The following is a 23,640-nucleotide window of genomic DNA, read 5'->3' on the forward strand; positions in this document are numbered from 1 at the left end:
AATGGGAAACTGTATTTATTAAAAATATCCAAAACTAAGCACCTAAGTAATAAAATGAGATGGAAACAGAAACTCGGATATAATTTTTAATATTAAAATAAAAAATTATCGCATGATAGCTCAAATAACTCTCGCTATAGGAAAAGTCCTCCGTCACAAAAGAACACGAGACACCTCTTCTAGAAGTGGTAAACACATGACTGAGGGTAGATGTACTAAACAATAGAGGTGTTAAGATTACCTAAGCCTCAGGACTTAATTTCAAGGTGAGTGAAAATTTCAGGGTGCTTTTGATCGACCGGCTGAGGTTAAACCGGCTTAATGTCAAATGGATAGCTTGAGACTGGATGTGCGACCCTAGGTAGGTTACTCTAAAATCTAGGACTTCTGCGGCGCTTGCTAACCGTAGCCTTAGGTTGATCGCTCAATCTACCTAAAGGTAGGAGCTCTCCTGCGCTGCTTCTATCCCATTCTCGATAACCCGACTCATGTCATCAACTTCTCCGCCGGATTCAGCAGTAGCTTGGCACACCCTGGAAATTGACAAATCTCTGGAAAGACTCCAGAGCAATCGAGACGCTGGCTTAACGTCACAAGAAGCGTCAGAACGGTTGCAGCGATATGGACCCAACGAACTAGAAGAGACTGCCGGTCGCAGTCCGCTGGCCATATTTTTAGATCAGTTCAAAAACATCATGCTGTTGATGCTGATCGCTGTAGCAATCGTCTCTGCGATTCTGGATGTGCGTGCACAGCGGTTTCCCAAAGATGCAATCGCGATTGTTGCAATTGTTATTCTGAACGGCATCCTAGGTTATCTCCAAGAAAGCCGCGCCGAAAAAGCCTTGGCAGCCCTAAAACGTCTCGCTTCGCCCCTAGTGCGCGTGATGCGCGACGGCAAGGTATTTGAAGTCGCAGCCAAGGAGTTGGTGCCTGGGGATGTGATGTTGCTAGAAGCCGGCGTGCAGATAGCAGCGGACGGACGCCTCATCGAAGAGTCTAACTTGCAAGTGCGCGAGTCGGCTCTCACGGGCGAAGCTCATGCGGTGCAAAAAGATGCGCCACTCCATCTGTCGGAAGAGACTGCCTTGGGAGATCGGATCAATCTAGTATTTCAGGGAACAGAAGTTGTTCAAGGACGGGCTAAGGTGCTCGTCACTAATACTGGAATGCAGACAGAACTCGGTCGAATTGCGGCCCTGTTGCAGTCTGTAGAAAGCGAACCGACACCGTTGCAGCAGCGGATGACGCAACTGGGCAACGTTCTCGTATCCGGCTCACTGATCCTGGTGTTCATCGTAGTAGTAGGAGGTTTGCTTGATTTCACCGGCGATGGCGTTCGCTTGGTATGGAGCCGGTTTGAAGAACTATTAGAAGTCTCTCTCAGTATGGCCGTTGCCGTCGTTCCAGAAGGCTTGCCGGCAGTCATTACCGTAACCCTGGCGTTGGGAACTCAGCGCATGGTTAAGCGCAACGCCTTAATTCGCAAACTGCCAGCGGTGGAAACCTTGGGTTCAGTCACCACCATCTGTTCAGATAAAACCGGCACCCTGACTCAAAACAAAATGGTCGTGCAGTTGGCCCATACTGCCAGCCAAAGTTTCAACGTCACCGGCCAAGGTTATGCACCCATCGGCGACTTTAAAATAGACAACCACACCACCGAGCCAGAAAAATATCCAGAACTGCAAATTTTGCTAATTGCCTGCGTCGTTTGTAATGACGCCTTTTTGCAGCATGAAAAAGACCAGTGGTCAATCCTAGGAGATCCCACCGAAGGCGCACTGCTATCCTTTGCCGGGAAAGCCGGCATCAATAAAGACAGGTGGTCGCAAAAAATTCCTCGCGTTGCCGAGTTTCCCTTTTCCTCAGAACGCAAGCGCATGAGCGTGATCTGTCAGAAACAAGGGACAGGAGACTGGGGGCTACAGCTTCAGGCGTTTTCCCAATCTCCCTTCTTGATGTTCACCAAAGGCTCTCCAGAATTAGTCTTGGAGCGTTGCAATCATATTTTGGTGGGCGATACCATCAAACCGATCACGGCTGAGCAGCGCAGCACAATCCTGGGACAGAATAATCAAATGGCCGCTCAAGGGCTGCGCGTGTTGGGTTTTGCCTACAAGCCATTAGAAACCTTGCCGGCACAAAACTCCGAAGAAAGAGCTGAGCAAGACTTGATCTGGTTAGGGTTAGTCACGATGCTCGATGCGCCTCGACCAGAAGTGCGCGATGCAGTGGCCAAGAGCCGATTGGCGGGAATTCGACCGATCATGATCACCGGCGATCACCAGTTAACCGCCCAAGCAATTGCTCAAGATTTAGGCATTGCCAAAGCAGGAGATCGCGTCCTCACCGGCCTAGAGTTAGAAAGATTTACCCAAGACGAACTCAAGGAACAAGTGAGCAACGTTAGCGTTTACGCGCGCGTCTCCCCAGAACACAAACTTCGCATTGTTCAAGCGCTGCAAAGTCAAGGGAAATTTGTAGCGATGACCGGCGATGGAGTGAACGACGCCCCCGCTCTCAAACAAGCCGATATCGGTATTGCAATGGGCATCACCGGCACCGACGTGAGCAAAGAAGCCAGCGACATGGTGCTGCTAGACGATAACTTTGCCACCATTGTCGCCGCCACCGAGGAAGGCCGAACCGTCTACACCAATATTCGCCGGTTTATTAAATACATCCTGGGCAGCAACATCGGTGAAGTTCTCACGATTGCCGCCGCCCCGCTCATGGGTTTACCAGGGGTTCCCCTGTCGCCACTGCAAATTTTGTGGATGAACTTAGTCACAGACGGCGTGCCGGCACTCGCACTCGCAGTCGAGCCGGCGGAACCTAATGTCATGCAGCGCCCTCCCTTCAACCCCCGCGAAAGCATTTTTGCACGGGGTTTGGGTGCTTACATGATCCGCATTGGCATTGTTTTTGCCATTATCAGCATTACCCTGATGTGGTGGGCTTACAACCATTCCCTCGCAATGGGTCCAGCCTACAAAGACCACTGGAAAACGATGGTGTTCACCACCCTCTGTCTCGCTCAAATGGGCCACGCTATTGCGATTCGCTCCAATACTCGGCTAACGATCGAGCTAAATCCCTTCTCCAATCTGTTTATTTGGGCAGCGGTGATCGCGACCACTGCTTTGCAGCTGATGCTGGTTTACGTTCCGCCTCTGCGACAGTTCTTCGGCACCACATGGCTTGACCCAATCGAACTGGCTATCTGTTTTGGCTTCAGTGCCTTGATGTTTGTTTGGATTGAGTTGGAAAAGCTGTTTGTGCGCTGGTACTATTCCAAGGGGCATGGAAACACATCAGCCCAGGATAAACTCAATTGGCTGATCCCTGTATTGCTCCTGCTCCTATTAGGAATCGGCGCAGCCTATGCCGCCGGCAGCATTACCTGCACCGGGTTTCAAAAATGCTCTCTGGTGTTAGGAGGTAGCGGTCTATTCCCACGCAGCATCCCGATAAACTCCGGGATGGCTCAAGTCATAAAGTCATTACCCTCCGCCTTTTTTGGCCTATCAGCGGCTTTCTTAATCGGGTGGGCGATCAAATCAAACCAAAACCAAAAAACTTAGTACCGCTAACCAGAATTTAAGAGTCTAGGAGTCAGGATAAAGGTTGAATGCACAATTCACCAATCCTGACTTCTAACTGTTTGGGCTATGTATCTTAAAACATTACATCTGCGACAGTTTCGTAACTACTTTGATCAGCAGGTTGAATTTGGTGCCCCTAAAACTATTTTGGTGGGCGACAACGCTCAGGGAAAATCTAACTTGCTAGAGGCAGTCGGGTTACTGTCAACGCTCAAAAGTTATCGAGCGGGACGCGATCGGGACTTGATCCGCGAAGGAGAAGCAGCCGGCCAAATTAATGCCACCCTGCACCGGCAAAACGGGCCGGTAGACTTAGCCTTAACCCTACGTCATGCCGGCAGTCGCACTTGTGCGGTAAATGGTTCATTCCTGCGTCGCAAAGTAGACTTTTTGGGCGTACTGAATTCGGTGCAGTTTTCTAGCCTCGATCTCGATCTGGTGCGCGGTGGCCCAGAACACCGCCGGCATTGGTTGGATGGTTTACTCGTGCAGCTTGAACCCATCTACGCCCATATCTTGCAGCAGTACACTCAAGTATTGCGACAGCGCAACGCACTCTTAAAGAAAATTCACAGTTCAGAATTCGGCAACCACACGGAAGAATTGGCCCTTTGGGACGCTCAGTTAGCGACCACCGGCTCTCGTGTGACGCGACGCCGAGCACGGGCGCTTGAGCGACTAACTCCCTTGGCGCAAGCGTGGCATTCGGCAATCAGTGGCAGAGTTGAAAGACTGGAGATTCGATACGCACCCAATATTGGGGCGGTTGATGAGGTGTCGATCCGCGATGATCCTGAACGCGTGCGACAAGCTTTTTTAGAGCAAATTCAGCTCAAAGCAATTGCAGAACAGCACCAAGGCACCAGCCTCGTCGGCCCACACCGGGACGAAATAGAATTTACGATTGATCAAACGCCGGCGCGGATTTATGGCTCTCAAGGTCAGCAACGGACGCTGGTTTTGGCGCTGAAACTGGCAGAACTCAAATTGATTGAAGAAGTGGTGGGGGAACCGCCGCTGCTGCTGCTGGATGACGTTTTAGCTGAGTTAGACCCTCACCGGCAAAACCAACTGCTCGACGCCATCCAGGAACGCTTTCAAACCCTAATCACCACCACCCATTTAGGTGCTTTTGAACGAGCATGGGTGAAGGAATCTCAAATTCTCTCTGTTCAAGCGGGGCAAATATCCGTTGCTTAGAATTTATCGGATTCTGGTGCCGTCACGCCTGCACCCGGTTGATTGATGAAGAAGTTCTTGGCAGCATCATTTTGATAAATACAGCTAATATCTGGTGAACCTTCTAAAGTGCCGGTGAAGCCAAATGTATTCATGCGATTCTTACAATCGCGCACTTGGTCGGGTTTGAGCAATCCTCTTTGCTCCAAAATCGACCAGTTATTCGTCCGCAGCACACATCCCGGTCTCATGCTGGGCTGAGAAATATAAACATTGAAAGGATTGAGGGTCATAAAAATCCGGGCGTCCATGACCACAGCGCTAGCTCCATACTGAACGCAAATCTCAGGGTTTGGTGCACTGCGGTCAATCACTTCACGGGATGCGACGTTTTCTGGGCTGAGGTTGGCTGTAGAACTCACGCCAATGCCGATCCCAATACCCAAAACAAAAACACCGCCAAACAGCGCTAGGGATGTGTAATTAAAAGCGGAGGAGCTAGATTTACGGTTCATGCTTTCAGTAGACTCCAGAGTCTTGGGGAAATGAGGATCGAGGTATTACCATTTTAGATTTTAGATTTTCGACTGGGAGGGCGCTGGGTGCCACCTAAAATAGTGAGGATTTTTGAGGTGGGATTGGTTCCTCGATTTCGGGCAAATTTACCGCAAGTTTGCAGGGGCGATTTTTGCCGGCGCTTTGATATCTAAGACTCAAGACTCAGATGAGCGCAGCCGTGAGTGATTAATCTTTTGGTGAGAATGAAGTCTTTTTTCTAATTGTTTATCAATAATGATATAATACTATGCCCTGTATATACCTATATTCAGCTTTCAAGTTCAAAAAATAGCATTTAAATACACTCGCTGTTATGAAAGAATCAGAAATACTGAAAGCCCAAACTTTGGGCGACTGGGCTTACCTGGCAATTGAGCAACATTCTGAGAAAACCTTTGAATATGAATCTGATGTCCTAAAAGACCGCGATCCGGAAGCTTTGCATCAAATGCGGGTGGGGATGCGCCGGCTGCGTTCAGCAGTCACCGGCTTTGCGGTGGCTTTGGATTTACCCAAGGCAGCAGAAGAGGAAAAAATTGCTAAAATCGCCCGCCAGCTGGGAATGCTGCGAGATTTAGACGTTCTGCTAGAAACGCTTGAACGTGACTGCAAACCGGCTTTACCCACCGCAGAACAAGATGCGCTCGACACCGCCGTGAAATACTTACGCAAAGATCGGCGTAAGGTTCTGCAAGTTGTACAAACAACCCTAAAACATAACCGCTACAAAAAACTGAAGCAAGCGTTAAAAGACTGGCTGAAACAGCCGGCTTATCAAGAAATTGCTTCGATGCCAATTCAGGATGTTTTACCCGATTTACTAATGCCGCAAGTGAGCCGGTTGTTTCTTCATGCCGGTTGGATGGTGGGAGATAAATTAGAAGAAACAGAAATTCCCGTGCCTGAAGAGTTTCAGTATAAAGTTTTGAATCGAGAATTATCCGGTCACGGGCCGGTTCTACACAGCCTGCGGAAGCAAGTGAAGCGTGTGCGATACCAGATGAATTTGTTTAGCGATCTCTATGGTTCCACCTATGACGCTTATGTGAAAGATATGAAAGAGATCCAGGAAGTTTTGGGTGAAATTCAAGACAGCCAAGTTTTAGAAGAAGTGCTGAAAGAGACTTTGGACTCAGAGATTGAAAGTTCGCTGCCGGCATTGGCTGAGCATATTGGAAAAACTCGCCATAAGGCGTGGCAGCGGTGGAAACCTCTACAGGAGCGGTATTTAAACCCAGCCGTGCGGCAAGCCTTTCACTTGCAATTACTCCAGCCACTACCGCAGCGAGTCAATGGTCAAGTTGGTACTCAGAGTCAGTCTGCTGATAAGGCGATGGATATCTAAACTGCCATAAAGCCAGCTTTGAGAAGAAGAAATATCTTCTCTAAATGCTGTTGCTTGGATTTGTCAAATTGCAAAGCGTTTCAGTAAAATCATAACGAGTATGGTTAATTGCCGGCAGAGAAATTTATTGCCGGCAACTCCCCAAACTTACAGGTATTGACAATAAACCTAAAATAGCCAGTCTGTTTGCCCTCCATCAGAAATTGCCGGCAATCAGCCAGAAAATTTAGTGTTTTACTAAACTTTTGATTACCTAAATTTTACCTGAACCCTCTACACTGAAGCGGAGTTCTTCCAACCAGTGTTTCTTTACTGGGGTTTACAATGTTTTCAACATCCCATAGCCTTCTCGAAACAGACCGGCACGACGCCAGCGAGGAGCGTCGGTTGCATTTTTATGCCAAAGGGGAACTGATTCCTTCAATGCCTGAAGGCGTTTGGCAGGTCTGCAAAGGTATAGTACAGCTGAGTACGTTGTATCCTAGTGGCGAAGAAGGACTCCTGGGATGGGTTGGGCCTTCGATGTGTTTTGGCCCTTGGTTGAGTTTTTTACAAACCTATCAGGCTAAGGCACTCTCAGATGTTTACGTGATGTGGTTCTCTCAGAGTGAGATAGAAGCTTCACCGACTCTGTGTCAGCAATTGTTACCACAACTTAACCGCCGGCTGCGGCAGATGGAGGCGTTGTTAGCAATTGCCGGCTTGCGACGGGTGGAGGAACGCTTGCACCAACTGTTGGTGCTATTAAAGCAGGAAATCGGTCAACCCGTGCCCCAAGGAACTCGCCTGAGTATTCGCCTCACTCATCAAGATATTGCCGGTGCGATTGGCACCAGTCGCGTGACTGTGACGCGAATTTTAGGCCAATTAAAGCAACAGGGGACGATCACTCTAGATCCTAAGCGCTACATCATTATCAAAGACACCAGTTTTGTGAGTTCTGCTGATCCTGCAGTTCTACGTGTGTGAGCCAATGAGCGGACGTTAGAAATAGACCGGCATTAGCAGATGGAAACTTGCTTTTTCCCCTAATTTCCTTGCTTTAAGATATAGATAACTTTTTCCTCATTTTAATATGGGGAATTTCGCCTTCCAAAAAAGTTTCTCCCTCTTCCACAAATCCTAGCTTTAGATGCAGACCTTTGACATATTCTTGAGCGTGAATCACCACGTCTTGAATGTTTTTTTGAGCGGCTGCGTCTAAAGCTTTTTCCATTATTTTCTTGCCAATTCCCCGCCCTCTGGCTGCCGATAAGAGCGCCAGCCGTTCAATCTTGGCAGTTTTACTATCCAAATATCTAATTCTGGCAGTTCCCACCGGCACGTCATCTAAATAAGCAACAATCTGCTCTGCCGTTTCATCTTGCCCATCAAAATCTAATGTGGCATCGACGCCTTGTTCTGCTTGAAAAACTGAGCGTCTAATTGCTTGAATGACATTGCTTTCTTCAGAGTAGGCAACGGTTTTAATTATGAGATCGCTCATTTCTCAACTTACTTTTTTTAACAAGAAAATCTTTATCTTATGAAAAAACTTCGGTGGAGGATGAAAGGTTTTCATAACCTATGAGGGCGGTTTTTGAGCTGTCTGCTGCGGTTGCAACCGGCACATCAACTTCCCCACCCTCACTTCTAAATCAACCGCAAATTAAGATTGCCGCAGAAAATGCAACAGCTCTCGATTTACGGTTTGGGGTGCTTCTTGCTGAATCCAGTGACCACAATTAGGCACTAATTGCAGCCTGAAAGGAGCCGAAATCAGATGTTCCAAACCTTCTGTCAGTTTATGGCTTAAGAAAGAATCTTCTTCACCCCATAAAACTAAAGTTGGCACTGTCACCGGCACAGGCGGTTGCCCCCAATGGGAGAACCAGTGTTGAGGCGTCAGCATTTGCCGGTAGTAATTCAGCGCTGCCGCCAGCACTCCAGGCTTTTCGAGTGCTTGCTGGTATATATTCGTTTCGTCAGTCGTAAAAGCCGCTTGGCGAATTGCTGTTTGGCGAAATAAGTTTTTGACCAAATCCTTTAAGTTTTGCTGAATCACCCATTCTGGCAATCCAGGGATCTGAAACGCAAACACATACCAGCTACGGCGGAGTTGATCGACATTACTAGCAAGTTCTTGCAAAAACCTTTGCGGGTGCGGTGCGTTTAATATGGCGAGCCGGTTTAAATACTGGGGAAATTTTTGAGCCAAATGCCACGCGATCGCCCCGCCCCAATCGTGACCTACAATGTGGGCTTTGACATATCCTAAACTTTCAATCAAACCCCGAATATCTGCGCTTAGGGTATCAAGATCGTAACCACTTGCCGGTTTATCAGAATCGTTATAGCCGCGCAGATCCGGAACCACAACTTTAAAATGTCGAGCCAATGCTGGGATTTGATATCGCCAGGAATACCAAAACTCTGGAAACCCGTGCAGAAGGACAACTAGCTCTCCTTCTCCTTGGGTTACACAGTGCAAACGAATCCGGTTCGTTTCAACAAAATGGTGTTGCCATCCAATTTCTTCAAGAGCACTCATTAACACTCCCGCAATCTCCTGCGCTGTTAGCGCCTCACACAGAGTTAATCATCAAGTACACAGTTAAGAGGCTTGACGACGCGGGTTGGTTAAAATTGCGGCTACACTTGCGCTGCTTTCGCCCCAAAAGCCTGGTGATGGTTTACGCTGGCGTCTCAAGCCCCCATCATTCAGACTAACATTTTGGGGATCAAATCTGATCCCTTGTCTCCTAGAGCTTGCTGGTGTCCCCTCAACGCACAGGACACCAGTCACGGCAAGCTACCTGAGACAAGAAGAGTTTTCTCAACGTCTTATGCCTCTTGGGCAACGGTTGAACGAGATTCAGAGGGGATAATTTGGTATTTCACCAAATTGGCCAATTCCTGTAACTGCGAGATGGCTTCAGCACCTTCTAATTTCATTAGTTCGCGGTCATCCCGCATTTCAGTCCAGGTAATGCCGTAGTCGGACACCAGAAACCGGATGAGATGGTTGTCACCAAGGCTCACCATAAAAGAGGCGCTGTTCATTTGACCGCCACAGGTATAGCAGGAAGCTAAATATCCTCGCCGCTCTAGCACGATGGCGAGGGCTTGGAGATTCATGACTAAATCCTGGACGAATTGACGATGTTGGGCTGCAAGTCTGAGAAACACGGTTGTCCTCCTATCACCACACTTAAGATTTTAGTGTGTTTTTTATATTTTTTTAACAATTCTACGCTCTGTGGCAACATCTGCGCTCATAATGCCCGGAGATTGGAAACTTTGAGTGTGAACGCTTCCCCTGCCATTCGTTCGGGTTTGTAAGCTATTCGGGTTAGTAAGCGGGGTTCAGGAAGGCGACGAGCCGGCATTGAGCGTTGATCGAGCACCCTTCATCCTTGATTTTTTCGCGCTCAGCCTTCTTGTGACAGATGATGGAACAATTTGGGGGAAGTTTGTAGTGAACCTTGAAGAAAAGCTAGGAACAGAAGCGCAAAGCCATGTACCCTACAAAAAGTCTGAATTTGGATTCGGACTTTTAACTTTGGACTTTGGTCTTTTTACTTTCACTAACACCCGCCCTCCCGGAAACCTTATACCGAACTACTTTGCTACTCTACTCTTAGTTACCCATGTCGCTAGAAAAATCCCTCTTAGGATATATCTATTGATTAGGTTAACTTAATAGCAGAGTCTGCATTAAATTAACTGAGTCTCTTTCGGAGCAAAGTATCATCAAGCACAGTTATTCAATTCATTAGTTTTCCTGACTTAATTAGGCCAGATAGGGTTCCATCTCTAAGGTGTTTTGAATGTAACGCATTTGAACAATAAAAAAATAGGCTCAGCCGTAGCTGTACCCGAAAATTGCCGGATTTCGCCGGCTTTATTTGTTCGCAATTTGTTATGAAAGGTATTGGAAATTTGTATAGGTTTTCCGCTAGCTCGGTTAACAAATTAGCGAGCGTTAGTTAACTTGCCACCAGCCTAGCAACGGGCCAATGAATAGAACCGTCACCCAGATAGCAACTAGGGTTCCAATGCCGATCCAAGTAACGCGGTTGCTCAGTTTCATAAACTGCCCTGCTTGGCTTTTGGTAATCGGCAACCAGGGTAAAACATTAGACTCTTTGCCGTAGTTTTCACCGAGTGCGGCTTTACGACGTTTAGATTCGCCCATAACTTTAGAGAAGCAATTTGTTTAGTTCAGATTGATGATAACGCTTACATTTGCGCCAGAAGCGAGTTGCTTAACAAAATTACAGTTACCGGGCCGGCTGTAACATTTTCCTATATTCTTGATGGGTTAGAGATGGCTATAAGCCTTTATCGGTAAGGGCGCAAAGCACAAGACAGTCGCTCGCTCCAAAACTTAATAATTCGGTTGAGCAAATAAACTGGCATCAAGATAGTCAATTCTGGCCAAGGGACTCAGGGCCGCGAGGACTTGATGGCCATAGCTGCGGTGGAGAACACGAGTATCGAGGAGGGCGACAACCCCTTGGCGTTCACGCACCGGCATGATCGCGCGTTGCAACTCACTTAACGCCACCGGCAACAGGTATAAACGAAACCAGTCTAGGCGCTGTTGCTTGTAGTAAGCTACCCGACCGGCAACCAGAGGGTTTTCTAGAGAGGGAATAGGTAAAGTCGCAATAGCGAGTAATTGGGGGGCCGGCAATACTCCCTGATGCTGACGCCAGAATTCCCAGCCGGTGACTAAGATGCCATTGCCATCGAGACAAGTTTTTTCCACCTGAACCCGCGAACCAAACTCAGCGGCTAGCACGGCACCGACCTGAGCTTTAAGGGGCACATCACCCACTAAAACCACTGTGAGTCCGCCCGCCAAGGCGCTGGCATTCAATAAGGTGCGGATTTCTTGGATTAAAGCGTCTTGAAATTGGGGCGTGTTGGGCAGAGGCAGCCGGTCTGGTAAATACAGATGAATTAATTCATTTTGCCGGTCTGGGGAGAACTTCAGGCAAGTCATCTCTGGCAACCCAACCCGCTGCCGATAAACGGTTGCCTCGGTTTCTAAATCTACATTTCCGCCAATTAACACCACCGGCTGCTGTGGCCAAATTTTGCTTAAAGCTGAAGCAACCTCAACCGGGCCGCAGTACAACGTAAATTGACCCTGCCGGCGCTCAATTTCCGCCCAGCTCAACTGTCCCTCCGTTTGCCAGCGTTGCCAAAAGTTGCGCCACGCAGCCGGCAAACTCGAAAAATCCGCGATAGAGGGCGAAGGCTCAATAGCTTGGGCGTTCCCGTACCCCGCCGGCGTTGGAGATTTCTGTAGCGATAGGAAAAGACGCCTCAAAATTTCTTGTTCTGGAGCGTCGAGCAGATTACATTCGTAGGGATTAACAGGATGCTGAAAGAAAGCCCGTGTCAGCCGCACGCGGGCGTTGCGGATAGCATCTGCGCGATGTGGACACGCCAGCATCAGTTCATTCCAGTCAGCCGGTTGAATGCCGGCAGTTAACTGCTGGTGCGCCCATGTTTCCAGATCATCAACGCCATCAATTACGGTAGGAACGCCAGTTTGAAAGCGGTTCCCTTGTTCCAGCCGGTCTGCCAGCCAAGCTTCGGGGGAAGTGATTAGCAGCCCTTGGAAGCCGTCATAAGGCCAGTGATCCCCGGTGCGGATCGCTTTTGGCGTTTTAATCCACTGTTGCAGTTGGGGAATTTCTACCATAAGCAAGCGCTGCCGCACATCTTCTCGTGCGACTAAGATTGCCGGTTCAGGCCACATTAAAACCGGCATCAAATAGCTCAATCGATATCGTCCGTGAGAGCCACCAGGAGCAATGCCAGTCTGCATCAGGGCGCTACGTCCCAAGCGCAACGCCCGCGCCACCAACCGCGCCATCGTCAAATGGTGAGGCCAGTAAGGTTCGCCTGACGAGCGCAGAAAAGTACGGAGTGAGTTATGGACTTCTACCTCGATCACGAGTCTGCCGCGCTTGAACTACTGCGACTTTATTCTGACACAGGTAACAAAAGGGTATTGGGGAATGGGGAATGGGGCATGGGGCATTGGGGAATGGGGAATGGGGCATGGGGCATTGAGAATTTTCTACATTTTCATGCCTTCTACCCCTCTGTTCTCCTTAGCCCCTAGCCCCTAAGAATGTGAGGCTCTAGCGACGACGGCCCCGACTGCCTGATCTTGCCGGACGGGGGGAACGTCCACCACTGCCAAAACCGGAACCGGGTTTGACTTGTCTGGGACGAGATTGGCCAGATGATTTCAAGTTACTAGATCCAACACCGGAACCAGTCGGCCTGTTGGAAGTAGATGGTCTGGAAGATGGGCGATTGGAGGTTGCAGGCCGGTTTGAGTTAATGCGCCCTGTGGTGCGTAATTGATTTCGGCGATTTTGCACGGCTGGAGGCGGTGCTTGGTAGCGGCTTTGGTATCCCTGAACCGCTTGATTGTATGTACTGCCATGTCCGCCATAGCCGGTTAAAATTATACCAGGCTGATAGACCGGCGGTACATAGTACCGAGGTGCAAACAACATATTGCCCACGACTTGACCGGCTAAAGCACCAGCAAAGGGAGTCCAGAAACTAGATTCCCGACGCACAACAACTGTTTGTTGTTGGCCGGTTTGGGGGTTGGTTTGTGTCTCGGTGACAGCGTGGACGTACTCAATCTTGAAATCTTGGCTCATGTGCAGGTTGGCCTCACCGCCATTAACCTGTAAATAAGTTTTTTGGCCATTGGCGATTTCAGCATCTGTCAGCTGAGCCATCTTTAAATCAGTGGTGTTAAAGACTGCCGGTGAGGCGTTAAGCAAAAACAAGCTATATTCCCCATTAGCATCGTTATAGCTAGCTTGCTGGACTGGATACTGGCCGTCAGCCAGCCTGGTTTGAGGAGCTGAAGTGCTGACGTTTCGGTTTGGAGGAGATTGAGTAACGGAAGAAGAACTGCCGCAGGCAACGGTTGTCCAAGAGAGGGACAACACCATAAGCAAGGTTATAAGTTTACGCAACATGGAGCCGGTGAATGACTGCAAAAACAACTGTTAAGAATGCCGGTGTCGCAGGCGCTGTTCACTGGCACTCTCCCTCATCTTAGAAGAGAACGGCAATCGCCATCCCAGCCGGCCCTACGGCTATGATTTCCCCCGATAACGTTCAGTGTGCAATAGTTTGAGTAATTTTTGATAGGCTAAATGAAGTGAGCGTCCAGCCGTTTGCAGAGCCTCTGTCAAATCTGGAGCCACGCAAACAGCCAGAGTTCGGAAAAAACATTGTTCGGATCTCTTACAATTTTGCTCGGTTAAAAATATTTTTTTCAGCAAGAAGTTTTGCAATACTTGACAGTGAGCGAAATGCTAGTGAGCCTTTCTAAAGCATGGAAGAGATTCTCAAGATCCTCGTAGTTGATGACGATGAGGTAGACCGCATAGCAGTGCGACGTGCACTGAAGGCTGCCGGCGTGCGAATGCAACTGTTGGAGGCCGGCGACTGTGCGACAGCGCTGGCTACGATCCAACAGCACACTTTTGACTGTGTTTTTTTAGATTATCTTCTGCCCGATGGCGACGGCTTGACGCTGGTAAAACAAATGCGGCAGGCTGGGGTCAAGGTGCCCTTAGTGGTCTTAACAGGTCAGGGAGATGAGCAGATCGCTGTTGAGCTAATGAAAGCGGGAGCGTCAGATTATCTCTCTAAAGCAAAAGTTTCACCAGAAAATCTGTCGAAAAGTCTCCGGAGTGTGATTCGCCTCTATCAAGCTGAAAAGGAGGCAGCTTTGGCTAACCAGCGCCGGCAGGAAAGCGAAGAACGCTATCGGCTGGTGCTAGAAGGAGCCAACGACGGGATTTGGGACTGGTATATTCCTGATAACAAAATTTATTGGAACGACCGGCTATTTGAAATTACAGGTTTATCCCTTGAGGAATTTGAGGGAACTTATGAAGCGTTTTGCTCGCTAATGCATCCAGAAGACAAACCAGGAATTATGGATGCAGTCCATATTCACCTAGAGCATAACGTGGCATTTAATGTTGAGTTACGACTGCGTCATGTTTCTGGAGAGTACCGTTACTGTATCGCCCGCGCCAAAGCTCAGCGAGATGCTTGGGGAGTGCCTTTCCGGATGTCCGGCACCATTACCGACATTACTGAGCGCAAGCAGGCTGAAGAAGCGTTGCGATTTTTGGCTGAAGCGAGTTCGGTGCTGGCTGTTTCTCTAGACTACAAAACCACTCTCGCGAGTATCGCTCGTTTAGTGGTGCCAACTCTGGCAGACTGCTGTTTTTTTGATGTATTGACTGCCGATGAAAAAAGTCAGCGCGTGGCGTGGCAGCACGTCGATCCGGATAAACGGGAATGGTTTGATCGGGTGCAACATTACGTCCCGTCCTACCCTTTTAAGCACCACCCAGCTGCTAATGTCTTGTTAACCGGCAAAGCAACGTTTGTACCAGAAGTCTCTCATGCCTGGATGCAAGAGGCGGCAACCAGTGAGGAGCATTTTCAGTTTATGCGCGATCTTCAGTTGCGTTCGTTGATGACAGTGCCGCTGATCGCTCATGATCGCAAGTTGGGAACTCTGACTTTCTGCTTAGTCGCCGAATCGGGCCGCAATTACACTAAAGCTGATCTCGCTTTGGCTGAAGACTTAGGCCGGCGGGCTGCGATTGCGATTGAGAATGCACGGCTTTACTACGAAGCCCAAGAGGCTAATCGCATGAAGGATGAGTTTTTGGCCACACTCTCTCACGAGTTGCGAACGCCGCTGAATGCAATGCTGGGTTGGGCGCAGCTGCTTAAAAGCCGCAAGCTGGACGAAGAAAAGACGGTTCGTGCGTTAGAGACGATTGAGCGCAATGCTCGATCCCAGACGCAGATGATCGAAGATTTGCTGGATGTGTCTCGGATTATTACCGGCAAGCTGCGCCTGAATTTCCGCGCCTGTGAACTGGTGCCACTGATTGAGGCGGCACTCGATAGCGTGCGTCCGGCGGCTGCAGCCAAGTCAATTGAGATTCAATCATTTCTTGACCCACAAGTGAGTTCAGTGGCCGGTGATTCTAACCGTTTGCAGCAAATTATCTGGAATCTGCTCTCCAATGCCGTCAAGTTCACGCCCAATGGGGGGCGAGTAGAAGTTCGCCTAGAGCAGTTTACGGATGAATATTTGAGTCGATCTTATGTCCAGATCCAAGTGAAGGATACCGGCATCGGCATCAGTCCTGACTTTCTGCCTTATGTGTTTGAGCGCTTCCGCCAAGCGGATAGCACAACGGCAAGAGCTTACAACGGATTGGGACTGGGACTAGCAATTGTGCGCCATTTGGTGGAACTTCATGGGGGGACTGTCTATGCGGCAAGTCCAGGAGAAGGCCAAGGCTCGATGTTTACTGTGCAAATGCCAACCACTTTTCAGCCTTCAACCGTCGCCCCTCAGCCGGCGGCTGCTTCTATTCAACCCTCGGTGGTGAATACTCAACTGTATTGTTTGGACGGCTTGCGGGTGCTGGTCGTTGACGATGAAGCGGATACGAGGGAGTTGCTGAGCGTGATGCTCAAGCAATATGGGGCTGATGTGATGGCGGTTAGCTCAGCCGGCGAGGCGCTTTTATCGCTGGAAAAGTTGAAACCGGATGTGTTGGTGAGCGATATTGGAATGCCATTTGAAGACGGTTACTCCCTGATGCGCCGGATTAGAGCGCTGGAAGCCCAGCACGGGGGGCAGGTGCCGGCTGTGGCTTTGACGGCTTATGCCAGAGAGTCAGACCGCTCTCTGGCTTTGAAGGCGGGTTTCCAGCTTCATGTGCCGAAGCCGGTGGAGCCAACTGATTTAGCGGCAGCGGTCGCTAAATTGGTCGGACGAAGTGCTTAGGCGATAATGCATCTAATTTGCATTTTAAGATGCTTGTTGTAAAACAAAAGCTTTAATGGCTCATCGTTTCATATCCGGAAAGACTTTCAAACGCTAAAATTTAAATGCTTAAGGCGAGTTAAAGTGGAATTAATTCGGGGAAATGTTCGATGAGCTGATCGTCGGTGAGTTCATCTCCCAACTGAGCCGGTGAGAAATGCACTTGAATGGCGCGGAAGCTGCCTCGATACTGTAGATCGATGAGGGCTTTCAGACCAGCTCTTAGGGTATCGTCCTGGGAGAGGTCGGTTTCGAGTGCCGGCACTTCTCCCTCGCACGCCACTGTAATCATAACCACTAAGTTATGAGTGATCGGCAAAGATAGGGGTTCGTCTGCTGTTGGTGCCGCTCCAGTTTCGTAAGGTTCGCTCAAATAGCGTTCGGCAGAATCGGTAAATAGTTCATTCACATAGTCGCCGGCTGCTGCCTCGTCCCAAAAGACATCTCCTTCATTGGCCGCTGAGCGCCAATAGGCATCAGATTGCAGCAGACTTTGGCAAATTTTAACGAGTTCTTCACCCATCACTTCGAGGTCTCCCTCAGATTCAATCGCCTCTCTAGCTGCGTGATTAAGGACTCCTAGCAAAGGAGCCACTTCATCGCCGGCCAAATGAATAAATAGCCGGCAGACCACAAACCGAGTGCGGCCTCTCATCTGGTTAAAGCGATCGCCCAAAGCGTTCATTCTAATTCCTCTCCTTTGCACGGAATTAAGTATACCACGCGTGTGTTTTGAAATCTTCGCCCTTGGCTAATTTTATAAATTTATTGCCTACAAAGATTTCACAGAATAAGGTTAGTTGTACAGTTTTTTAGACATCTAATTGGCATTGCAAATTTCATAATTTTAATCCTTGATTTCAAGCTTAATTAAATTCTACTGAACTTCAATGGAATAAAAGCCTCTGATGAAATCAACAACAATATTAAGGGGCGGGATAGCAAACTGTGAGGAATTTCCCTGGTCGGCGCTCGTCTTCTGATTTGTAGTGCTCGCTGAATTCATAAACCGTTTTCCAAAACTCGGATCGTGATAAACACTCAAACTTTGATCACTAGAATTCAGCAAAATTGTGTGAGTGGGAGCGTTGAAGAAACTAGCTCTCCGCTCCATAGTGGGAAAAATTTTTGACAGTTCAATCGCATGAACTTGGTTAAGTGTTTGACTCAGTGTTGTGCTTAACTGCTGGATGCGCCTGAGTTCTGGGATACTAAGGTGGCTAGTTGCGTGCGCTCGGATCTGCTTGATCAGTGTGATAATATTTCGTTGAGTCGGCGCAGCATTTTCAAAGGGAAGAATCGCCACATAAGCGGTGGGAAATAATTGCTCGTCGTTCTCTACCCGAAATGTGAGTACGGTTCTGCGGTAGCCAACTGCAATACTCGGAGGTTGGCTCAAGCCTGAATATTGCAGAGCAATTTGATGGTAAGCATTTGCTAAGGCAAAATTCGCCTCCTGATCCAGCGGTGCATCAATGACAATTCGCACAGTCGGGGGCGTTTGATTAAAAAACTTTTTAGAGTCTTCTGGCTCAAAGCGGTGGAGTTGCGTGTGATCGCCATGCGGACTCACATCAACCCACTCACAAATCATGCCGTCTGTTTTCAAGCCAAATCGTGAAACCCCATAAAGTTTTGCGCCGGTTAAGGTGGCACCGCTGAGATCGGCCCCCATCCATTCCGCTCGGATCAAATTGGCTTGAGTAAGATCGGCATGAACTAAACTGGCATTTAATAAATTGCTGTTGCTCAAGTCTGCGCCAATTAAATTTGCCCCACTCAATTTGGCATCACTGAGGTTGGCCCATTGGAGATTGGCACCGCTGAGAGCAGCCCATCTCAGGTTAGCTCCACTCAGATCAGCTCCACTGAGGTTGGCGCGATTAAAGTTGACGTGTCTAAGTTCGGTGTTGCTTAGATTCGCGCCGCTGAGGTCGGCTCCACTGAGGTCGGTTTGGTTCAGTTTGGCTTGCTCTAAATTGGCACCGACAAGGGAGGCACCTCTGAGATCGGCTTCACTTAAGTTGGCTCCACTCAGGTTGGCTTGCCTGAGTTTGGATTCTCTTAAGTCTGCTGCGTTGAGGTTCGCCTCGATCAGGTTGGCTCGGCTCAGTTCGGCGCGGATCAGCTCAGCTCGAATGAGGGACGCTTGAATGAGTTCGGCGTCGCTAAGGTTCGCCCGCACGAGGTTGGCTACATTGAGAATCGCACCGTTTAATTTCGCTTTGCTGAGATTGGCTCCACTCAATCGGGTGACATTGAGTTTGGTGCCGGAGAGGTTGGCACCGCTCAAATTGGCTCCGCTCAGATTGGCGATACTCATGTTCGCCTGACTTAAGTTGGCTCCACTCAGGTTGACTCTGCTCAGGTTAGCTTCACAGAGGTTAATGCCGGTAAACTCTCTTTCGCCGGCTGCATATCTCTTTAGGAGTTCCTCAACTTCCATCAGGGTTACCATTCCAATATTTCTTACAGTTAAAACTCTGTTCCTAAGGGAGGTTTAGTTGATTACTGACTCGGTAAAAAATGCAAGCCTTGTATAAAACTAATCACTACACTTATAGGCGGGAGGGTAAATTGCTGGCCTTCCGTTAAAGTGCCGGCAGCAAGATCGACCACTTCAGAGCTGCTCATCCAGCGTTTGCCAAACCCCGCGTTGTGGTGGACATCTAATGTGCGATTCCCAGAATTGGTGACGATAGTCAGTGTAGGCGCTTGGAAAAACTTTTCTCGTTTGATCAGCCGTGAAAATGTTTCTACTTTTTTAATTTCTTGCAGCTTTCCCATCGCTTGATTGAGGAGATTACTGATTTCTGGGGAGTCGATCATTTGCACTAAATGAACAATTTTTTCTTGATTGATTAGCGCATCCTTAAAGGGAAGGATAGCGACATAAGCTGTGGAAAATAATCGCGTATCGTTACTTATCCTAAAGGTTAATGTTGTTCGGCGACCGCTCACTTCTATATTGGGAGGGTGGATCATCGCCGGATATTGGTGAGCGATTTGATGGTAGGCAACAGCTAAGGCTAGATGAGCGTCAGGGTTGAGGGGGGCATCAATGATGATTTTGACGGTTGGCAGTGTTTGGTTGAAAAACTTTTTAGATTCTTCAGGGGTAAGCCGGTAGATCTGAGAGCGATCACCGTTCTCGCTCATGTCAACCCATTCACAGATCAAGCCTTCAGTTTTTAGCCCATAACGTAATACTTCATACAGTTTTGCGCCGGTTAAGGTGGCTCCCGATAAATCGGCTCCCATCCAATCCACTTCAATCAAATTTGATTGGCTTAGATCCGAGTAAACTAAACTGGCATTAAGTAAGTTGGCGCTGCTTAAATCTGCCCCTCTTAAGTTCGCTCCGCTCAATTTTGCTTCACTTAAATCTGCCCATCTCAGGGTTGCCCCACTTAAATCTGCCCATCTCAAATTAGCTCCACTGAGGTCGGCTCCAATGAGTTTGGCTTGAGAAAGATTGGCGCGTCTGAGTTCTGCGTTTCTAAGATTAGCTCCACTTAAATCGGCACCCCTTAAATCGGTTTCTCTGAGGGTTGCTCGCTCTAAGTTGGCTGATTTTAGGGAGGCATTGGTGAGATCCGCTTCGCTCAAGTTTGCTCCACTCAGGTTTGCTTGCCTGAGTTTGGCTTCTCTCAAGCTGGCACCGTTGAGGTTCGCTTCGCTGAGGTTGGCGCGGCTCAATTCCACCCGAATCAGTTCAGCCCGAATTAAGGCAGCTTGAACGAGCGTAGCATCGCTGAGATCGGCGCGGATCAGGTTTGCGACGTTGAGATCGGCACCGTTTAGATTGGCCCCGCTGAGATTGGCACCATTGAGTTTGGCGACGTTGAGTTTGGCATGACTTAAATTTGCTCCACTTAGATTTGCACCCCCTAAATTGGCGATACTCAGGTTGGCCTGACTCAAATTAGCTTCACTTAGATTGACTCGACTCAGGTTGGCTTCACAGAGGTTAACAGCAGTAAAGTCCCTGACTCCAGATGCGTATTTTTGTAGGAGTTCCTCGGTTTCCATCGGGGTTCCCTGTTCAACATCCCGACTTTACAGTCATAGGACTGGGCATTACCATGCTAGCGTTTAGGCTCAAAATTAAGCTCACTCGCTTGCCGCAGGTAATCAATGAATATTGGTATTGTCGGGCTAGGGCTGATCGGTGGCAAGGAGCGGGTTTAAAGAAGTAGGCGTGCGCCACCCTGTTTTGGAGAACTTTAGTCGCCAAAAAACCTGCCTGCCGGCGATGAGACATGAAATTGTAGATGACGCTGATGTTGCGCTGACCCTAATGGCAGCAGATAGAATGTGTATTGGTTTACACGGCGCTATCTGCGATTGTACCAATGGTTGTACCACTGATCCCCTATGTTTCCCCGCAGTTGTTTTCACTCCTGTGCTTCCAGCTGGTAGCCACGGTGTAACAGAACCGCCCGAAGAACTGTAACTGAGATGTGGCTTGGCTTTTTTGCTGGCCGGCAATTGGGGCTGCTGGTTTATTTGCTGCTGCGATGAGTGAGACCGATCGGGCTTGGCTAATATAGCATACATTTATTTTGCTTTATCTATGTCGCCGGCATTTGGGAAGCTAAAGGGTAAGATGTAAATTTTCTGCTTGAGCTTTTATTTGTTGAGCGCCATTTTTTATGAATTTTATCAAGTGCCGGCTCCTTTATCGCCAACGGACATAATTTTATTTTTTGATTTGCTCCAATCACGCAGCAAATATAAAAAGATCGCTACATTCACAAGAAACACGGTGAGCTTGAGTGTGGAAAAGCCTTGGCTTAACTCAAAAATTTCTGGCGGGATACTAATGCCAACTAATCCCATAACTAATATGCTTGCCCAAGCTTTATGCTGCCACAAACCAATGGCTTCAATCACCGTTACACCTGAATAAATGGCTGCTGCTATTCCACTAAACTTTAAGGTTTGCGGCGTTAAATTTAAAATTTTATGTAAAAACAGTTTGATAATTTCTTGTTTGCCGGTTAGAATATAACAATTAGAATATTCTGCTAACTGTTGATGATTTTTTACGGCTAGCAATAAAGCAATAGCAGTCACAGCCAGCAAGGAAGCGCTGAAAGCTTTATAACAAACTATCGCAATTAAACCTGCTGAACGCTTGTGATCTTGGTTCACGGGATTCGTTGCCGGCCTCATCAATAAATTAATTCTATCAATAATATTTTAGTTCAAAAAGATGCTTTCTTTGAAGATAGCCGACAAACTTTGTAGTATTGCTAAAATTGAGAGAACACCCAGGCAATAACTTTACTTTGATTCATCTTACGAGTGCGCTGTAAAGCTTATTCTAACAAGGAAATAGCTAATCCTGGCCATAGTTGAGACTCAGTAATGCGTTTACTTCCACTATCAGCAATGGCAAACGCGATTATTTGGATATTTTGCACATCAACAACCCGGTATTCAGCAACTTTTAAATTTTCATACAAAAAAAGGCCCAGAATTTTATCAGTTGCAAAAAAAATTTATTTTGGTCAATTATTAAGAGCCTAAGTTTGCCAATCAGCTTTTTAACCGGAGTGAGGCTGTATCACGTATTGGAAAGCCATCACAGGCAAGACTTCGTAAAAAAGTTTGTATTGGCAAAATGTCACAAATTTCCAAAAGCCTTATATTTTACACTTTACAAGTATCGAGGCGAGAGAAGATGGCCGGCGACATACCACGAAGAGACAGAAGAGACAAACGTGCTAAAATAATTTTTCTCAGCTTTCCTTTCCTTGTTACAAAAGCGGGGAAGTGGCCTTGTTGTGGGTTGGTATTAAATTGTAGCTCGTCATAATTCTGCCAGGAGTTGTTCACACGCCACCCCACTCCCTCTCCAAACGCTTCCCAAATTTTTTTATCGTACTCTTTAGTTCCACCTAGAGATTGATAAATGCGCTTCTGCACAGAAAAGCCGAATTGTCCTTTACTGTATTTTACCCAAAGCTGGTCTATCGTGCGGAGGTCAGTACAGGGAAAATTATCGATGTCTTCAACTCTCAGCAAGCCTTCTTTTTTTCCGGTGACAGCTTTCGCCATCACTTGTGCTGTTTCTTTATCGGCTTCTTTCCAGTTCCCAGCTTTTAAGTAATCCCGCAGTTGGCAATAATCTATACCTTTTTCTGAAGGGAGATCATCAGTGTCTGATTGAAATAATTTCACACCCTCCCGCTCTGAAGGGAGATTACCAGTGTCTGATTGAAATAATTTCAACCATTCCTGCACTGACTGAGGGCGATTTTCTGCCTCTAGCGCCATCCCTCCCAAAATTGCTTGATTCACCGGCTCACTAATTGTCTGATTGAAATGTGCCGGTGGCTGTAACGAATCCCTAATAATTCTGTTAAAAGCAAAAGGCGGCACCCGCCCCGTCAGCAAGTAATAAAGCGTTGCTGCTAAGGCATAAACATCGGTAAACTCACCCCGCCTTGCTTGGTCGTCATACTGCTCAATGGGTGCATAACCTGCGGTAAGTAAGACAGTATGAGTCTGAGTCAAATCGGGAATAAACTCTCTGGCTAGGCCAAAATCAATCAGAACGGCTTCGGAACGATGAGAACACACCATAATATTTTGTGGTTTCACATCCCGGTGCAGCAAACCTTTATCGTGGACAATTGTTAGTGCTTCACCAATTTGCTGGATATATTGCAAGGCTTCCATTTCTGCCAAAACACCACAAGTTTTGACACGTCGAGATAAATCTTCCCCCTCGATATATTCCATTGCAATGCAGGGAAGCGACTCGTGATGGAAGACATTTTCAATCTGGACAATGTGAGGGTGCCGACATACAGCTAGCCGCAGCGCCTCATCCCGAAAGTCGTGTTTATATTTGTCTCGGAAATCAGCGAAATCTGGGTTATCCATCACCTCATCTTTTAGCGTTTTAATGACAACCCGCTTACCCTGTCTGTCTTTGGCGAGATAGGTGATGCCAAAACCACCCTCCCCTAGTTTCTTTTCAATAACGTAGCGATTGCCATATAACTGGTGCCCAGGATGCCAAACCATAAGAG

At 48.0% G+C, this 23,640-nt stretch carries 20 protein-coding genes; 7 read left to right on the top strand and 13 right to left on the bottom strand.

Annotated elements, in window-relative coordinates:
* The first annotated feature begins 488 nt into the window (after positions 1-488).
* Positions 489-3,587 (top strand): cation-translocating P-type ATPase, encoded by a 3,099-nt coding sequence (locus H6F73_RS07600; RefSeq protein ID WP_190758150.1) that lies wholly within the window; start codon positions 489-491, stop codon positions 3,585-3,587.
* Between the two features lie 87 nt (positions 3,588-3,674).
* On the top strand, positions 3,675-4,808 hold the full coding sequence (gene recF / locus H6F73_RS07605) for a DNA replication/repair protein RecF (protein ID WP_190758151.1): 1,134 nt from the start codon (positions 3,675-3,677) through the stop codon (positions 4,806-4,808).
* Here recF and H6F73_RS07610 read toward each other — a convergent pair.
* Positions 4,805-5,302 carry a DUF3172 domain-containing protein gene (locus tag H6F73_RS07610; protein WP_190758152.1) on the bottom strand — a complete coding sequence of 166 codons (498 nt, stop codon included), beginning with the start codon at positions 5,300-5,302 and terminating at the stop codon, positions 4,805-4,807. The two genes, recF and H6F73_RS07610, sit on opposite strands and share 4 nt — an antisense overlap.
* A gap of 356 nt (positions 5,303-5,658) precedes the next feature.
* Between H6F73_RS07610 and H6F73_RS07615 the strand changes: the two genes are divergently transcribed.
* Both H6F73_RS07615 and H6F73_RS07620 read left to right on the top strand, forming a co-directional pair.
* A complete protein-coding gene (locus H6F73_RS07615; protein WP_190758153.1) occupies positions 5,659-6,690 on the top strand; it encodes a CHAD domain-containing protein in 1,032 nt (343 codons plus the stop codon).
* A 324-nt stretch (positions 6,691-7,014) separates the two neighbouring features.
* Positions 7,015-7,659 carry a Crp/Fnr family transcriptional regulator gene (locus tag H6F73_RS07620; protein WP_190758154.1) on the top strand — a complete coding sequence of 215 codons (645 nt, stop codon included), beginning with the start codon at positions 7,015-7,017 and terminating at the stop codon, positions 7,657-7,659.
* Between the two features lie 73 nt (positions 7,660-7,732).
* Here H6F73_RS07620 and H6F73_RS07625 read toward each other — a convergent pair whose 3' ends face one another.
* The 6 genes from H6F73_RS07625 to H6F73_RS07645 all read right to left on the bottom strand — a co-directional run bounded on the left by H6F73_RS07625 (position 7,733) and on the right by H6F73_RS07645 (position 12,643).
* On the bottom strand, positions 7,733-8,176 hold the full coding sequence (locus H6F73_RS07625) for a GNAT family N-acetyltransferase (RefSeq protein WP_190758155.1): 444 nt from the start codon (positions 8,174-8,176) through the stop codon (positions 7,733-7,735).
* 162 nt (positions 8,177-8,338) lie between these two features.
* Positions 8,339-9,220, bottom strand: coding sequence for an alpha/beta hydrolase (locus H6F73_RS07630; protein ID WP_190758156.1), 882 nt, complete (start codon positions 9,218-9,220; stop codon positions 8,339-8,341).
* 293 nt (positions 9,221-9,513) lie between these two features.
* Positions 9,514-9,858, bottom strand: a complete 345-nt coding sequence (locus H6F73_RS07635; protein ID WP_190758157.1) for a DUF1815 family protein — start codon at positions 9,856-9,858, stop codon at positions 9,514-9,516.
* A gap of 86 nt (positions 9,859-9,944) precedes the next feature.
* Positions 9,945-10,076, bottom strand: coding sequence for a hypothetical protein (locus H6F73_RS26920; protein ID WP_277882588.1), 132 nt, complete (start codon positions 10,074-10,076; stop codon positions 9,945-9,947).
* 578 nt (positions 10,077-10,654) lie between these two features.
* On the bottom strand, positions 10,655-10,867 hold the full coding sequence (locus H6F73_RS07640) for a DUF2839 domain-containing protein (protein ID WP_190758158.1): 213 nt from the start codon (positions 10,865-10,867) through the stop codon (positions 10,655-10,657).
* Positions 10,868-11,059: 192 nt separating this feature from the next.
* Entirely contained in the window at positions 11,060-12,643 is a 1,584-nt protein-coding gene (locus H6F73_RS07645; protein WP_190758159.1) for an ATP-dependent DNA helicase, read from the bottom strand.
* On the opposite strand from H6F73_RS07645, the gene H6F73_RS07650 reads away from it, so the two are divergent.
* Entirely contained in the window at positions 12,623-12,814 is a 192-nt protein-coding gene (locus H6F73_RS07650; protein ID WP_190758160.1) for a hypothetical protein, read from the top strand. The two genes, H6F73_RS07645 and H6F73_RS07650, sit on opposite strands and share 21 nt — an antisense overlap.
* A 19-nt stretch (positions 12,815-12,833) precedes the next feature.
* Here the strand turns inward: H6F73_RS07650 and H6F73_RS07655 are convergent, their stop codons facing one another.
* Entirely contained in the window at positions 12,834-13,697 is an 864-nt protein-coding gene (locus tag H6F73_RS07655; RefSeq protein ID WP_190758161.1) for a hypothetical protein, read from the bottom strand.
* 362 nt (positions 13,698-14,059) lie between these two features.
* Here H6F73_RS07655 and H6F73_RS07660 point away from each other — a divergent pair, with 362 nt between their 5' ends.
* Complete coding sequence (locus H6F73_RS07660; RefSeq protein ID WP_190758162.1) at positions 14,060-16,555, top strand: response regulator; 2,496 nt, start codon at positions 14,060-14,062, stop codon at positions 16,553-16,555.
* Positions 16,556-16,673: 118 nt separating this feature from the next.
* Here the strand turns inward: H6F73_RS07660 and H6F73_RS07665 are convergent, their stop codons facing one another.
* The 3 genes from H6F73_RS07665 to H6F73_RS07675 form a co-directional block, all read right to left on the bottom strand.
* Positions 16,674-17,279, bottom strand: a complete 606-nt coding sequence (locus H6F73_RS07665) for a DUF1517 domain-containing protein (RefSeq protein ID WP_190758163.1) — start codon at positions 17,277-17,279, stop codon at positions 16,674-16,676.
* Positions 17,280-17,471: 192 nt separating this feature from the next.
* Entirely contained in the window at positions 17,472-19,040 is a 1,569-nt protein-coding gene (locus tag H6F73_RS07670; protein WP_190758368.1) for a pentapeptide repeat-containing protein, read from the bottom strand.
* Positions 19,041-19,102: 62 nt separating this feature from the next.
* The gene (locus tag H6F73_RS07675) at positions 19,103-20,626 is read right to left on the bottom strand and encodes a pentapeptide repeat-containing protein (RefSeq protein WP_190758164.1); all 1,524 of its coding nucleotides are present in this window, start codon (positions 20,624-20,626) and stop codon (positions 19,103-19,105) included.
* Positions 20,627-20,795: 169 nt separating this feature from the next.
* Here H6F73_RS07675 and H6F73_RS07680 point away from each other — a divergent pair, with 169 nt between their 5' ends.
* The gene (locus H6F73_RS07680) at positions 20,796-21,050 is read left to right on the top strand and encodes a hypothetical protein (RefSeq protein WP_190758165.1); all 255 of its coding nucleotides are present in this window, start codon (positions 20,796-20,798) and stop codon (positions 21,048-21,050) included.
* A gap of 209 nt (positions 21,051-21,259) precedes the next feature.
* Here H6F73_RS07680 and H6F73_RS07685 read toward each other — a convergent pair whose 3' ends face one another.
* Together H6F73_RS07685 and H6F73_RS07690 are read right to left on the bottom strand one after the other, a co-directional pair.
* Positions 21,260-21,751: a DUF2127 domain-containing protein gene (locus tag H6F73_RS07685; protein WP_347239490.1), complete on the bottom strand. Its 492-nt coding sequence runs from the start codon at positions 21,749-21,751 to the stop codon at positions 21,260-21,262.
* Between the two features lie 501 nt (positions 21,752-22,252).
* On the bottom strand, positions 22,253-23,635 hold the full coding sequence (locus H6F73_RS07690) for a serine/threonine-protein kinase (protein ID WP_190758167.1): 1,383 nt from the start codon (positions 23,633-23,635) through the stop codon (positions 22,253-22,255).
* Positions 23,636-23,640: the final 5 nt, after the last annotated feature.

This window comes from Microcoleus sp. FACHB-68, from assembly GCF_014695715.1.
GTDB lineage: Bacteria > Cyanobacteriota > Cyanobacteriia > Cyanobacteriales > Oscillatoriaceae > FACHB-68.

Excerpts from the sequence above, each read along its gene's own strand:
- H6F73_RS07600 (WP_190758150.1), top strand. The coding sequence starts at position 489 with ATGTCATCAACTTCTCCGCCGGATTCAGCAGTAGCTTGGCACACCCTG.
- recF (WP_190758151.1), top strand. The coding sequence starts at position 3,675 with ATGTATCTTAAAACATTACATCTGCGACAGTTTCGTAACTACTTTGAT.
- H6F73_RS07610 (WP_190758152.1), bottom strand. The coding sequence starts at position 5,302 with ATGAACCGTAAATCTAGCTCCTCCGCTTTTAATTACACATCCCTAGCG.
- H6F73_RS07615 (WP_190758153.1), top strand. The coding sequence starts at position 5,659 with ATGAAAGAATCAGAAATACTGAAAGCCCAAACTTTGGGCGACTGGGCT.
- H6F73_RS07620 (WP_190758154.1), top strand. The coding sequence starts at position 7,015 with ATGTTTTCAACATCCCATAGCCTTCTCGAAACAGACCGGCACGACGCC.
- H6F73_RS07625 (WP_190758155.1), bottom strand. The coding sequence starts at position 8,176 with ATGAGCGATCTCATAATTAAAACCGTTGCCTACTCTGAAGAAAGCAAT.
- H6F73_RS07630 (WP_190758156.1), bottom strand. The coding sequence starts at position 9,220 with ATGAGTGCTCTTGAAGAAATTGGATGGCAACACCATTTTGTTGAAACG.
- H6F73_RS07640 (WP_190758158.1), bottom strand. The coding sequence starts at position 10,867 with ATGGGCGAATCTAAACGTCGTAAAGCCGCACTCGGTGAAAACTACGGC.
- H6F73_RS07650 (WP_190758160.1), top strand. The coding sequence starts at position 12,623 with ATGGACTTCTACCTCGATCACGAGTCTGCCGCGCTTGAACTACTGCGA.
- H6F73_RS07655 (WP_190758161.1), bottom strand. The coding sequence starts at position 13,697 with ATGTTGCGTAAACTTATAACCTTGCTTATGGTGTTGTCCCTCTCTTGG.
- H6F73_RS07660 (WP_190758162.1), top strand. The coding sequence starts at position 14,060 with ATGGAAGAGATTCTCAAGATCCTCGTAGTTGATGACGATGAGGTAGAC.
- H6F73_RS07665 (WP_190758163.1), bottom strand. The coding sequence starts at position 17,279 with ATGAACGCTTTGGGCGATCGCTTTAACCAGATGAGAGGCCGCACTCGG.
- H6F73_RS07670 (WP_190758368.1), bottom strand. The coding sequence starts at position 19,040 with ATGGAAGTTGAGGAACTCCTAAAGAGATATGCAGCCGGCGAAAGAGAG.
- H6F73_RS07675 (WP_190758164.1), bottom strand. The coding sequence starts at position 20,626 with ATGGAAACCGAGGAACTCCTACAAAAATACGCATCTGGAGTCAGGGAC.
- H6F73_RS07690 (WP_190758167.1), bottom strand. The coding sequence starts at position 23,635 with ATGGTTTGGCATCCTGGGCACCAGTTATATGGCAATCGCTACGTTATT.